Origin of the sequence: Streptomyces sp. NPDC090088 (assembly GCF_044747345.1) — a bacterium.
Taxonomy (GTDB): domain Bacteria; phylum Actinomycetota; class Actinomycetes; order Streptomycetales; family Streptomycetaceae; genus Streptomyces.
Genome location: NZ_JBIVDZ010000001.1, coordinates 160,666 through 173,430, shown reverse-complemented (window position 1 = coordinate 173,430; position 12,765 = coordinate 160,666). Strand labels below are relative to the sequence as shown.

10 protein-coding genes are annotated in these 12,765 nt (G+C 70.3%); 4 read left to right on the top strand and 6 right to left on the bottom strand.

All coding sequences use genetic code 11. The annotated features are described in order from the left end of the window. Positions 1–117 precede the first annotated feature (117 nt). Positions 118–1,812 (top strand): cytochrome c oxidase subunit I, encoded by a 1,695-nt coding sequence (ctaD, locus tag ACIPSJ_RS00740; protein ID WP_359215793.1) that lies wholly within the window; start codon positions 118–120, stop codon positions 1,810–1,812. A gap of 17 nt (positions 1,813–1,829) precedes the next feature. After that, entirely contained in the window at positions 1,830–2,195 is a 366-nt protein-coding gene (locus tag ACIPSJ_RS00735) for a cytochrome C oxidase subunit I (protein WP_401342395.1), read from the top strand. 23 nt (positions 2,196–2,218) lie between these two features. On the opposite strand, the gene ACIPSJ_RS00730 is transcribed toward ACIPSJ_RS00735, so the two are convergent. Together ACIPSJ_RS00730 and ACIPSJ_RS00725 are read right to left on the bottom strand one after the other, a co-directional pair. Further along, complete coding sequence (locus ACIPSJ_RS00730; RefSeq protein WP_401342393.1) at positions 2,219–3,709, bottom strand: MFS transporter; 1,491 nt, start codon at positions 3,707–3,709, stop codon at positions 2,219–2,221. A 61-nt stretch (positions 3,710–3,770) separates the two neighbouring features. After that, positions 3,771–5,099, bottom strand: coding sequence for a DUF445 domain-containing protein (locus ACIPSJ_RS00725; protein ID WP_359215801.1), 1,329 nt, complete (start codon positions 5,097–5,099; stop codon positions 3,771–3,773). A gap of 188 nt (positions 5,100–5,287) precedes the next feature. Here ACIPSJ_RS00725 and ACIPSJ_RS00720 point away from each other — a divergent pair, with 188 nt between their 5' ends. Next, positions 5,288–6,301, top strand: coding sequence for an alpha/beta fold hydrolase (locus ACIPSJ_RS00720; protein WP_401342391.1), 1,014 nt, complete (start codon positions 5,288–5,290; stop codon positions 6,299–6,301). Here ACIPSJ_RS00720 and ACIPSJ_RS00715 read toward each other — a convergent pair whose 3' ends face one another. The 4 genes from ACIPSJ_RS00715 to ACIPSJ_RS00700 are packed head-to-tail and all read right to left on the bottom strand — an operon-like array spanning position 6,302 to position 9,703. Next, the gene (locus ACIPSJ_RS00715; RefSeq protein WP_401342389.1) at positions 6,302–7,078 is read right to left on the bottom strand and encodes a DUF1707 domain-containing protein; all 777 of its coding nucleotides are present in this window, start codon (positions 7,076–7,078) and stop codon (positions 6,302–6,304) included. 45 nt (positions 7,079–7,123) lie between these two features. After that, a complete protein-coding gene (locus ACIPSJ_RS00710) occupies positions 7,124–8,137 on the bottom strand; it encodes an ABC transporter ATP-binding protein (protein WP_359215862.1) in 1,014 nt (337 codons plus the stop codon). Continuing rightward, positions 8,095–8,859 (bottom strand): ABC transporter permease, encoded by a 765-nt coding sequence (locus ACIPSJ_RS00705; protein ID WP_401344517.1) that lies wholly within the window; start codon positions 8,857–8,859, stop codon positions 8,095–8,097. Before ACIPSJ_RS00705 ends, ACIPSJ_RS00710 begins: the two co-directional genes overlap by 43 nt. Positions 8,860–8,902: 43 nt before the next feature. Then, a complete protein-coding gene (locus ACIPSJ_RS00700) occupies positions 8,903–9,703 on the bottom strand; it encodes an ABC transporter permease (RefSeq protein WP_401342388.1) in 801 nt (266 codons plus the stop codon). 701 nt (positions 9,704–10,404) lie between these two features. On the opposite strand from ACIPSJ_RS00700, the gene ACIPSJ_RS00695 reads away from it, so the two are divergent. Continuing rightward, positions 10,405–12,729: a transglycosylase domain-containing protein gene (locus ACIPSJ_RS00695; protein ID WP_401344515.1), complete on the top strand. Its 2,325-nt coding sequence runs from the start codon at positions 10,405–10,407 to the stop codon at positions 12,727–12,729. The last annotated feature ends 36 nt before the right edge of the window (positions 12,730–12,765 follow it).

The window sequence follows — 12,765 nt, the reverse complement described above, 5'->3', positions numbered from 1 at the left end:
CCCGATCGGCCGTATGCGGGCGGCTCGGGGCGTCGCTCCCCCGCCGCCAGCGGCCAGGATGGCCGGAGAGTCACGCCCTGGTGCGGGTGAACCGCGAGCGTCTGGAGACACACACAGGTGACCGTTCTCAACGACCCCGAGCACGCGGACGTCCCGCACTACGACAGCGAGGTCCCGCTGCGCGGCCGGCAGCCCGGCAACGTCGTGGTGAAGTGGCTGACGACCACCGACCACAAGACGATCGGCACGCTGTACCTGACCACGTCGTTCGCGTTCTTCCTGATCGGTGGCGTGATGGCGCTGCTGATGCGCGCCGAGCTGGCCCGCCCGGGGCTGCAGATCGTCTCGAACGAGCAGTTCAACCAGGCGTTCACGATGCACGGCACGGTGATGCTGCTGATGTTCGCGACGCCGCTGTTCGCGGGCTTCACGAACTGGATCATGCCGCTGCAGATCGGCGCGCCGGACGTCGCGTTCCCCCGGCTGAACATGTTCGCCTACTGGCTGTACCTGTTCGGCTCGTCCATCGCCGTCGGCGGTTTCCTCACCCCGCAGGGCGCGGCGGACTTCGGCTGGTTCGCCTACTCGCCGCTGTCGGACATCGTGCGCTCGCCGGAGCTGGGCGCCGACATGTGGATCATGGGGCTGGCCTTCTCCGGCTTCGGCACGATCCTCGGCGCGGTCAACTTCATCACCACGATCATCTGCATGCGCGCACCGGGCATGACCATGTTCCGGATGCCGATCTTCGTGTGGAACGTGCTGCTGACGGCCGTACTGGTCCTGTTCGCCTTCCCGGTCCTCGCCGCCGCGCTGTTCGCGCTGGAGGCGGATCGGAAATTCGGGGCACATGTGTTCGACTCGGCGAACGGCGGGGCGCTGCTCTGGCAGCACCTGTTCTGGTTCTTCGGCCACCCGGAGGTCTACATCATCGCGCTGCCGTTCTTCGGCATCGTGACCGAGGTGATCCCGGTCTTCTCCCGCAAGCCGATCTTCGGCTACATGGGTCTGGTGGCGGCGACCATCTCGATCGCCGGGCTGTCCGTGACGGTGTGGGCGCACCACATGTATGTCACCGGCGGGGTGCTGCTCCCCTTCTTCTCCTTCATGACGTTCCTGATCGCGGTCCCGACGGGCGTGAAGTTCTTCAACTGGATCGGCACCATGTGGAAGGGCTCGGTGTCGTTCGAGACACCGATGCTGTGGGCGACGGGCTTCCTCGTGACGTTCCTCTTCGGCGGTCTGACCGGGGTCATCCTGGCCTCGCCGCCGATGGACTTCCACGTCTCCGACTCGTACTTCGTGGTGGCCCACTTCCACTACGTGGTGTTCGGTACGGTCGTCTTCGCGATGTTCTCCGGCTTCCACTTCTGGTGGCCGAAGATGACGGGCAAGATGCTCGACGAGCGGCTCGGGAAGATCACCTTCTGGACGCTGTTCATCGGCTTCCACGGCACCTTCCTGGTCCAGCACTGGCTGGGCGCCGAGGGCATGCCCCGCCGCTACGCCGACTACCTGGCGAGCGACGGCTTCACCACCCTCAACACCATCTCGTCGATCAGTTCGTTCCTGCTCGGTCTGTCGATCCTGCCGTTCCTCTACAACGTGTGGAAGACGGCCCGGTACGGCAAGCAGGTCGTCGTCGACGACCCGTGGGGCTACGGCCGTTCGCTGGAGTGGGCGACCTCCTGCCCGCCGCCGCGCCACAACTTCGTCACCCTGCCGCGGATCCGCAGCGAATCCCCGGCGTTCGACCTGCACCACCCCGACATCGCGATGGCCGAGGCCGAGGCCCACGGCGTCCACTCATGACCGGCGCGGGACACCGAGTGGGCGACAGGCCGCGGCGGGGAGCCGGCGGGGACCTCGGCAACGAGGCGGAGGGGTACCTGCTGTGGCGGGCCAGGATCGCGGAGGCCGAGCAGCGGGCGCGGGAGTTCACCGGCGCCATGGACTGGCTGACCACGTCCCAGCGCGACGAGATCGAACGCCACTACGTCGAGGACAGCCTGCGGCGCGCCCGGCAGGACCTCGAACGGGTCGCCGCCCGGTGTGTGTCCCTGCGGGGCGAGTACGAGCGGCGGTACCGCGGGCTGCGGGTGCGCTGTGTGGGCTGGGCGCTGGCGGCAGGCGGGGGCGTCGCCCTCGTGGCGACCACGGCGGCGGTGTCGGTGTCGGTGTCGCTGGGCCGTTGAGCCGGCTGGGCCGCCGCTGATCCCTAGGCCTGGGTGGACTCCGGTGCGGCGGCCGTCAGCGGGCGGGCGATCTCCTCCAGCGGGCGGCGCTCCGCGTTCACCGCCAGCGCCGCCGCCACCAGGCCCGCCGCGCACATCAGTCCCGCGCCGATCTGGAACGCCAGCACGGTGTCGCCCACCTTCCCCGTCCCGGTCAGGTCGGCGAAGAGCAGCGGGCCGCTGATGCCGCCCGCCGCCGTGCCGAGGGCGTAGAAGAAGGCGATCGACATCGCCCTGGTCTCCATCGGGAAGATCTCGGAGACCGTCAGATAGGCGCTGGACGCTCCCGCCGACGCGAAGAAGAGGACCGCGCACCAGCACGCCGTCAGCGTGCCCGCCGTCAGCACACCCCGGCCGAACAGCCAGGCCGTGACGAACAGCAGCAGGCCCGAGAGCAGGTACGTCGAGGAGATCATCACCCGTCGGCCCACCGTGTCGAACAGCTTGCCCAGGAGCAGCGGGCCGAGGAAGTTGCCGACGGCGATGACGACGAAGTAGTAGCCGGTGTCGCCCGTCGGCACGTCGAAGAACCTGGTCAGGATCGCGCCGAAGCCGAAGGTGATCGCGTTGTAGAGGAACGCCTGGCCGATGAAGAGGGAGAAGCCGAGGACGGCCCGGCGGCGGTAGTCGTGGAAGACCGTGCGGGCGATCTCGGCGAAGGTGACGCTCTTCCGCTGGTGGATCACCAGTGCGCCGGCCGGTTCGGGGAGCGGGGCCGCCTTCTCGGCCGCCACCTGGCGTTCGACGGCGGAGACGATCTCCTCGGCCTCCCGCTCCCTGCCGTGGATCAGCAGCCAGCGCGGGCTCTCCGGGACGTTCCGCCGCACCAGCAGGATGACCAGGCCGAGGACGACGCCCAGCGCGAACGTCAGCCGCCAGCCGACGTCCATGGGCAGAAGGTCCGTGTTCAGTGCCACGATCGAGAGCAGTGAGCCGCCGATCGCGCCCACCCAGAAGCTGCCGTTGATGACGAGGTCGACGCGGCCCCGGTAGTAGGCCGGGATCAGCTCGTCGATCGCCGAGTTGATCGCCGCGTACTCGCCGCCGATGCCGAAGCCGGTCAGGAACCGGAAGGTGAAGAACCACCAGGGGGCGAAGGATAGGGAGGTCAGGGCGGTGGCGGCCAGATAGACCGCCAGGGTGGTCATGAAGAGCTTCTTGCGGCCGTGGCGGTCGGTCAGGCGCCCCCAGAAGAGGGCGCCGACGCAGGCGCCGGCCACATAGAGGGCGGCGGCCGTGCCGGTGACCTGGCCGGAGGAGATCGGGAGTCCGCTGCCCGGTTCGGAGAGGCGGCTCGCGATGTTGCCGACGACCGTGACCTCCAGGCCGTCCAGGATCCAGACGGTGCCCAGGCCGATGACGATCGTCCAGTGCCAGCGGGACCAGGGGAGCCGGTCCAGGCGGGCCGGGATGCGGGTGGTGATCGTACGGCCGCCACCCGCCACGCCGGTGCCCGCGTCCGCTGCCGCACCCATCGCGCCTCCTCGACCGGGAAAAGGACCCGAAACCCCGGCCGGGTGCCCCGCGGCGGGCGCGCTATGCGCCCAGCGCCCGCGACACCGTGAAGATCAGCACTCCGGCCAGCGACCCCACCACCGTGCCATTGATCCGGATGAACTGCAGGTCGCGGCCGATGTGCGCCTCGATCTTCCGGGTGGTGTGCTCCGCGTCCCAGCCGGCCACCGTGTCGGTGATCAGCGAGGTGATCTCCTTGCGGTACGTCGTCACGACGTGCACGGCCGCGCCCTCGACCCAGCTGTCGACCTTGTCCTGGACCTTGGGCTCGGTGGCCATCCGGGCGCCCAGCGACATCAGCGAGGCGCGCACCCGCAGCCGCAGCTCGCTGCGCTCGTCCTCGGCGGCCGAGACGATCATGGAGCGTACGGCCGTCCAGGCGGACGCGATCAGGTCCTGCACCTCGCCGCGGCCCAGGACCTCGCCCTTGAGCCGTTCGACGCGGGCGCGGGTGTCGGTGTCGGACTGGAGGTCGTTGGCGAAGTCCGTGAGGAAGCGGTCGAGGGCGCCGCGCGCCGGGTGGGACGGCATGTCGCGCATCTCGGCGCAGAAGCGGAGCAGTTCCTTGTAGACCCGCTCGCCCACCTTGCGGTCGACGAACCGGGGGGTCCAGCCGGGGGCGCCGCCCTGGACGGCGTCCATCACGGAGTCGGCGTGCAGCACCAGCCAGTCGTGCGCGCGGGTGACGACCAGGTCCACGACCCGCTTGTGGCCGCCGTCGGCGACGACCCGCTCCAGCATCTTGCCGATGCCGGGGGCGATCTCCTGGGCGTCGGCCCGGCGGGTGATCGCCTCGCCGACCACGGCCTGCACGTCGGAGTCGCGCAGCACGGTGAGCGCGCCGCGGAGCGCTGTCGCGAGCTCGGCCGTGACCCGGTCGGCGTTCTGCGGCTCCGCGAGCCAGGCGCCGAGGCGGCTGCCGATGCCCACGGCGCGCAGCCGCTGCCGTACGACGTCCTGGGAGAGGAAGTTCTCGCCGACGAACTCGCCGAGCGAGACGCCCAGCTGGTCCTTCTTCGTGGGGATGATCGCGGTGTGCGGGATCGGCAGGCCGAGGGGGTGGCGGAAGAGGGCGGTCACCGCGAACCAGTCGGCCAGCGCGCCGACCATGCCGGCCTCGGCGGCCGCGGCCACGTAGTCCGCCCAGGAGCCGGCGCCGGCGCTCGACGCCCACTTGGCCAGGACGTACACGAGCGCGACGAGCAGGAGCAGGCCGGTCGCGGTGCGCTTCATCCGGCGTACGCCACGCCGGCGCTCCTCGTCGGCGGGTGTGAAGGCGTTCATGGACTTGTAGGACGGGGCGGCGGCCGCCCGCCGCTCCCCCTCCACCGTCTCCGTACGTTCCGCCATCCGCTCCACCCGTTCGCAGCCGGTCACCCCTCACGGTGACCCCGCACATATTGTCCCCTCCTGACCTACTCCCGGGACGGCGGGAGAGTTCCCGGCGGCGGGCCGGATCCGCTCCGCTCTCTTGACCCCTCTCCATCATGAGGATTCAATCAACTTTGACCGAACGTTCACAGAAGGGAGGCTTCGCCATGCGCCATGACACGACCGCGTACCCCTACACGCCACCGCCCGCGCGTATCCGGGACGGCCTGGACGAGGCGGCCGTCCGGCTGTCCGGCGTCGACGCGTCGGTGGCCGCGCTGCCGGACACCCCGCCCCGCGCGCCCGACACGGACGGCGACGAGGAGAAGCTGGGTGGCGTCACCGTCACCCACCGGTTCGCCGACGCTCCCGGCGACGGCGGGAGCGTGCGCTGGCACTACGTCGAGTGCGGCCCCGCCGACGCCCCCGTGGTCGTGTTCCTGCACGGCGTACCCGACTCCTGGTGGCAGTGGCACCACGCCCTGGAGGCCCTCGGCTCCGACCACCGCTGCCTGGCCGTCGACCTGAAGGGCTACGGCCAGTCGGAGAAGGGCACGGGCGACTTCCGCCAGGAGGGGGTCGCCATCCAGCTGGAGGCCCTGCTGGACCAGCTGGGGACGGAGCGGTTCAGCCTGGTCACGCACGACAGGGGGACCCCGGTCGGGGACCATCTCGTCGCCCGGCTCGGCGACCGCGTCCTGCGCTACGGCCGGGGGCAGCAGCACCTCTGGCACCTGCATCCCGACCTGCACCCGCAGGAGGCGATGTTCGTCTCGCCCGACGCCCCCGCCATGCTGGCCGACGCCCGCCGGCTCGTGGTCACCGCCTACACCCTGCTCACGGAACGCGGCGTGCGGACGTCCGACCTCGTCCGCACCGTGCAGGAGTTCGGCTACGAGGGGATCAGCACCGCCGTCCCCCGCTACTTCCACTCGTCGTCGTTCCGTCAGGAATGGATCGAGCGGCGCACCCGGCTCATCCCGCGGTGGACGTGTCCCGTCCTGCTGCTGCAAGGGGCGGACGACCCCGTCCAGCCGCGCGAGTTCTACACCGATCCCGAGGTGCTCGCGCAGCTGCCGCCCGGAAGCGGTGTGCACCTCTTCGACTCCGGCCACTTCTGGCCGTTCGAGGCACCCGAGGAGACGGCCGCCGTGCTCCGCGACTTCCTCGGCCGGCCCTGACTAGCGGTCGCCGTGCCGGCGGCGCTCCCGGCGCTCCCGGCGCCACTCCTCCCGCTGTTCACGGCGCTCCCGGTGCCAGTCGTCCCGGGCCGCGTGCAGTTCGTGGCGGGCCGACCTGCGGTCGAGTTCGTCCTGGCGGCGTTCTTCCTTGAGGCGCTGGCGTTCGGCTTTGGTGACCTTGTGCTGGACCTCGACGCCGCCCCAGAAGGCGAAGCCGGTGACGATCACGCGGGGGGCGCCCGGGTCGGGGGACGCGTCGTGGTCGCGTTCGTCGAAGCCGCCCATGATGCCGATGCCGCGCATCACGACCTCGACGCCCGGCGGCACGATCACGCTCATGCCGCCCATGATCGCTATGCAGTTGATCACGACCTCGCCGTCCGCGAAGTTCGCCTCGCGCAGGTCGATCTCGCCGCCGCCCCAGAACGCGAAGCTGTTGAACCGCTTCGGCACCGTCCAGCGGCCCTTGCGCTGGAAGCCGGACATCACCGCGACCGCCCAGGAGGACGAGCCCTCGCCGCCGACGATCCGGCCCGCCCAACTCCCGCTCACCACAGGAGGCTTGCTCAGCGACACGGCCGGCGGGGCGCCCGGCGCGGGCAGATCACGCGTGATCGGCGTCAGCTCGCCGTACGTACGGGCCTTGTACGTCGCCTCCAGCCGCTCCTCGAACTCCTCCATGTCGAGCCGGCCCTCCGCGAGGGCGTCCCTGAGGACCTCGGCGACTCGTTCACGATCGGCGTCGGAGGCGCGCAGCTCCGGAGCATCGTCGGTCATAGAGAGCAGCGTACGAGTTCCCGGCGACGAGGACCATGACGGGGACTAGGCGGTGGTGCGGTCCGCGTACATCTTCGCGATCACCGTCTCGATGTCCGGCTCGCGGACGGACAGGTCGGCCAGCGGGTACTCCGCCGCGATCCGGGCCACCAGCGGCGCCGCCGAGTCCGTCGCCGGGAAGGCCAGCCACTGCCGGGGGCCCTCCACCTTCACCACCCGCGCCGACGGGCCCGCGTCGATGGGCGGGAGTTCCCGTTCCAGGTCGACCACCAGGGTGCGTTCGCTCTCGCCCGCCTCGTGCAGACCGGCGAGCGGACCGTCGTACATCAGCCGGCCGTGGTCGATGACCATGACCCGGGAGCACAGCTGCTCGATGTCCTGGAGGTCGTGGGTGGTGAGCAGGACCGTGGTGCCGCGTTCGGTGTTCAGCTCCCGGAGGAAGTCGCGGACCCTGGCCTTGGAGATGACGTCCAGGCCGATCGTCGGCTCGTCCAGGTAGAGCACGTCCGGGTCGTGCAGGAGCGCCGCCACGATGTCGCCGCGCATCCGCTGGCCGAGGGAGAGCTGTCGTACCGGGACGTCCAACAACGCCTCCAGGCCGAGCAGTTCGACCAGGCGGTCGAGGTTCTCGCGGTAACGGGCGTCGGGGATGCGGTACATGCGGTGCATCAGGCGGTAGGAGTCGATCAGGGGGAGGTCCCACCAGAGGGTGGTGCGCTGCCCGAAGACGACCCCGATGCGGTGGGCCAGCCTGGTGCGTTCGCGGGACGGGTCGATGCCCGCGACGCGCAGCCGGCCGCCGGACGGGGTGAGGATGCCCGTCAGCATCTTGATGGTGGTGGACTTCCCGGCGCCGTTCGGGCCGATGTAGCCGACCATCTCGCCGCGCGCCACCGTGAAGGAGAGCACGTCGACCGCCCGGACCTGGCGGCGCTCCCGTTTCAGGAATCCGGTCTTCTTACGGACCTCGAAGACCTTCTCGACCTCGTCGACCTCGATGAACACACTCGACACGCTCAACTCCCGGTACTCCGATACGACCTGAGACCCGCCCGCCAGGCCACCCCGGCCAGCGCGCAGCACACCAGCGCCACCAGCGGCGGCGTGAACGCCGTCCACTCCGGGAGCCGCAGCGGGTACGGCCGCCCCAGGACGTAGGCGGCCGGCACCCAGTTGACGAAGGCCAGCGGAAGCATGAACGTCACCCCGCGCACGAAGTCCCTGCCGAACACCGTCGGCGGGTACTGGAGCAGCGTCGTACCGCCGTAGGTGAACGCGTTCTGCACCTCGGCCGCGTCCTGTGCCAGGAACTGGAAGGCCGCGCCCGCCACGAACAGCGCGCAGAAGATCGCCGCGCCGGCGGCCAGGGCGAGCGGGATCAGCAGCGCCTTCGCCGGGGTCCAGTCGACGTCGACGGAGAGCAGCGCCCAGGCCAGGACCACCGCGCCCTGGCTGATCCGGCCCAGGCGGCGCAGTGCGAAGCGGTCGGCGCCGATCTGCGCGAGCACCGGGGCCGGTCGGACCAGCAGGGTGTCGAAGGAGCCGTCGCGGATCCGGCCGCCCAGTACGTCCATCGAGCCGAGCACCAGGTCGGCGACGCCGAACGAGGTCGCGGACAGGCCGTACAGGAGGGCGACCTCGGGCAGCGACCAGCCGCCGAGCGAGTCGACCCGCGAGAACATCAGCAGGATCGTCGCGAAGTCCAGGCCGGTCACCACCAGGTTCCCGGCCATCGTGAGGGCGAAGGAGGCGCGGTAGGTCATCGTGGAGCGGATCCACATCGCGGCGATCAGCCGGTACGCCCGCAGTCCCTCCCGGACACGCTCACCCACCCTGCACCACCACCCGCCGGGTCGCCGCCGTCTGCAGCAGCCGGCCGGCCGCCAGCAGCGCCACCGCCCACGCGCCCTGGAAGGCGTACGCGCCCAGCGGGGCGGTCTCGCCCATCAGCACGTCCGCCGGCAGCTGGATCAGCGCCGCCCACGGCAGGACCCGTACGACCTCGCCGAGGCCGCCCGGGAAGACGTTCAGCGGCAGGGTCATGCCGGAGAAGAAGATCCCCGTGATCGCCAGGACCTGGCTGACGCCCATGCCGTCCATGAGCCAGAACACGCTCAGCGCGACCAGGTAGCGGATGCCGAAGCTGACCAGCGTCGCCAGGAACAGCGCGACCAGGAACGCGGCCCAGGTGGCGGCGGCCGTCGGCAGGGCCATCGGGAAGAACACCGCGCCGAACACGAACGGGATCACGCCCCGTCCCAGCATCTGGAACAGCGACCGGCCCAAGTCGATCGACAGCCACCACAGTTGAAGATCGGCCGGACGGTACAGGTCGATCGCGATCTCACCCGTGCGGATACGCTCCATCAGGTCTTTTTCCGCGCCCCCGCCCTGGATCGCGAGCGTCGCGTAGAGGCACTGTCCGAGCCACACATAGGTGACCGCCTGTGCCTGGTCATAGCCTCCGAGGTGCGGTTTCTCGTCCCACAGCGCCAAGTACGTGTAGACGAGGATGATCCCGAAGGCCGTGTTGGTGAACACTCCGGCCGCGGTGGCCGCCCGGTACGTCGCGTACCGTCGGAAACCCCCCGCTGCGACGGCCGTGTACAACCGTCCCGCGCCCACGCCAACCGACCTCCCGGACCGCCCGACACCGAAGCGCAGGAGCCTACTGCGCCGGCGACACCGCAGGCCACGCAATTTCCGTGACCGAAGCGTGCCGGAATCCGGGAACGGAACGCGTGGTGCGAGAGTCTTCAACAGGGGGCGCAGAAGCGTACGAGGTCGTACGGGAACGAACGTACGACGCGAAACAGGAGTCCGTGCACGACATGAGCGACGAGCCGCAGCCGCGACAGCCGAACCAGGGCGGCGGAGGCCCGACGGAGCCGCCGGCCGCGGCCGTGGCCGAGGAGAAGCAGACCCCACCGCAGCCGGTGGCCGAGGCGAAGGAGCCGGAGGAGGCGCGGGAACCGAAGGAGCCGAAGCCTTCCACGGCGGGTGAGAAGAAGGTCGCACCGCCTCGGGCGGCGGCCGAGGACACCCAGACCCGGCAGCTCACGGCGGTCACGGTGCCGAAGGCCCGGTCGGGCGCGCCGGCCGGCGAGAAGCGGGACCCGCAGGACAGACGGGACCAGCAGGACACGCAGGACGCACAGGAGAGGCAGAACGCGCAGGACAGGCAGGACACGCAGACACGGCAACTCGCGGCGATCAGGGCGCCGAAGACACCGGCGCCCGCCGCCGCGGTCACGGCGTCCGCGGCGGAGCCCTCCCCGGTGGGGCCGCCCGCGGCCGGCGTGGAGACGAAGGGGGGCGAGAAGAAGATGAAGCGGCCCAAGCGGACCGGATGGCGGCGGATCATCCCGACCTGGCGGATGGTGCTCGGCACCTTCGTGCTCGGCGTACTGCTGCTGATCGGCCTGTTCTTCCTCGGCTACTCGATGGTGAAGATCCCGGCGGCCAACACGTTCGCCACCAAGCAGTCCAACGTGTACCTGTACGCCGACGGCTCCCAGCTCGCCCGCGACGGCGAGGTCAACCGGGAGAACGTGACCCTCGCCCAGGTCTCCAAGGACGCCCAGCACGCCGTGCTCGCCGCCGAGGACCGCGAGTTCTACACCGAGTCCGCCGTCGACCCCAAGGCGATGCTGCGGGCCGGCTGGAACACCGCGACCGGCAAGGGCACCCAGTCCGGCTCGACGATCACCCAGCAGTACGTGAAGAACTACTACCTGGCGCAGGAGCAGACCGTCACCCGCAAGGTGAAGGAGTTCTTCATCGCGATCAAGCTGGACCGCACGGAGTCCAAGGACCAGATCCTGGAGGGCTACCTCAACACCAGCTACTTCGGCCGCAACGCCTACGGCATCCAGGCCGCCGCCCAGGCCTACTACGGCAAGGACGCCGCCGACCTGGACCCGGCCCGCGCCGCCTACCTCGCCGCGCTGGTCAACGCGCCGAGCGAGTACGACGTCGTCGCGCACCCGGAGAACAAGGCGGCGGCCGTCGCCCGCTGGAACTACGTCCTGGACGGCATGGTCAAGAAGGGCTGGCTGAGCGAGTCCAAGCGGACCGGCATGAAGTTCCCGATGCCCAAGGAGCAGACCGTCTCCACCGGGATGTCGGGGCAGCGCGGCTACCTCGTCGAGGCCGTCAAGAGCTACCTGATCAAGAACAAGATCGTCGACGCCGACTCCCTGGAGGCCGGCGGCTACCGCATCACGACCACCATCGAGAAGAGCAAGCAGGACGCCTTCGTGAAGGCGGTCGACGACAAGCTGATGTCCAAGCTGGACAAGAAGAACAACAAGGCCGACAACTACGTGCGCGCCGGCGGTGCCTCGGTCGACCCGAAGACCGGCAAGGTCGTCGCCATGTACGGCGGCATCGACTACGTGAAGCAGTACACCAACGGCGCGACCCGCGGTGACTTCCAGGTCGGCTCCACCTTCAAGCCGTTCGTGTTCGCCTCCGCCGTCGACAACGACTCCACCACCCAGTCCGGCCAGACCATCACCCCGAACACCTACTACGACGGCACCAACAAGCGGGCCGTGCAGGGCTGGTCCGGCGGCGGCTACGCGCCGGAGAACGAGGACGAGAAGTCGTACGGCCAGATCACCGTCCGCAAGGCCACCGACCTGTCGGTGAACTCGGTGTACGCGCAGATGGCGGTCGACGTCGGCCCGTCCAAGGTCAAGCAGACCGCGGTCGACCTGGGCCTGCCCTCGGACACCCCGGACCTGCAGCCGTACCCGTCGATCGCGCTCGGCACCGCGACCGCCAGCGTCCTGGACATGGCGGAGGCGTACGCCACGCTCGCCAACCACGGCAAGCACGGCACGTACACGCTGGTCGACAAGGTCACCAAGGACGGCACGCAGGAGATCAAGCTCCCGGAGTCCACGGTCAAGCAGGCGGTCAGCCGGCAGGCGGCGGACACCACCACCTCGATCCTGCAGAGCGTGGTCGAGAACGGCACCGCCACCGCCGCGCAGGCCGCGGGCCGCCCGGCGGCCGGCAAGACCGGCACCGCCGAGGAGGACACCGCCGCCTGGTTCGCGGGCTACACCCCCGACCTGGCCACCGTGGTCTCCGTGATGGGCCAGGACCCGGTCACGGCCAAGCACATGCCGCTGTACGGCGCGCTCGGCCTCGCCCGCATCAACGGTGGCGGGGCCCCGACCGAGATCTGGTCGCAGTACACCAAGGACGCCCTGGAGGGCACCACGGCCTCGACCTTCGACCTGGACCTCCAGGCGGGTGCCGAGACCGTGGCCCCGGCCACCCAGGCCCCGGCCACCCCGGGCACCGGCGGCCAGGACAACGGCGGCACCACCGGCGGGAACCAGGACAACGGCGGCACCACCGACGGCGGCCAGGACAACGGGGGCACCACCGACGGCTCCACGACGGACGGCTCCACCACCGACGGCTCCACCACGTCCGGTACGACGACCTCCGGCACCGACTCCGGTACGACGAGTTCGGGCACCACGACCGGGACGACCAGTTCGGGCACCGATTCGGGCACGTCCACCGGAACCACCACCGACGGCACCAGTACGGGGACGACGAGCGGGACCTCGGACGCCGGGACCACGACCGGGACGACAGCAGGGGACAACGGAGGATTCGGATTCCAGTAGCGCCGTTGGCCCCCGGTGGATCCGCCGGTGGCTCCG

Bases quoted from the DNA above. Each gene is read 5' to 3' on its own strand.
- ACIPSJ_RS00730 (WP_401342393.1), bottom strand. From the start codon at position 3,709: ATGGGTGCGGCAGCGGACGCGGGCACCGGCGTGGCGGGTGGCGGCCGT.
- ACIPSJ_RS00725 (WP_359215801.1), bottom strand. From the start codon at position 5,099: ATGGCGGAACGTACGGAGACGGTGGAGGGGGAGCGGCGGGCGGCCGCC.
- ACIPSJ_RS00705 (WP_401344517.1), bottom strand. From the start codon at position 8,859: ATGTGGATCCGCTCCACGATGACCTACCGCGCCTCCTTCGCCCTCACG.
- ACIPSJ_RS00695 (WP_401344515.1), top strand. From the start codon at position 10,405: ATGAAGCGGCCCAAGCGGACCGGATGGCGGCGGATCATCCCGACCTGG.
- ACIPSJ_RS00715 (WP_401342389.1), bottom strand. From the start codon at position 7,078: ATGACCGACGATGCTCCGGAGCTGCGCGCCTCCGACGCCGATCGTGAA.
- ACIPSJ_RS00720 (WP_401342391.1), top strand. From the start codon at position 5,288: ATGCGCCATGACACGACCGCGTACCCCTACACGCCACCGCCCGCGCGT.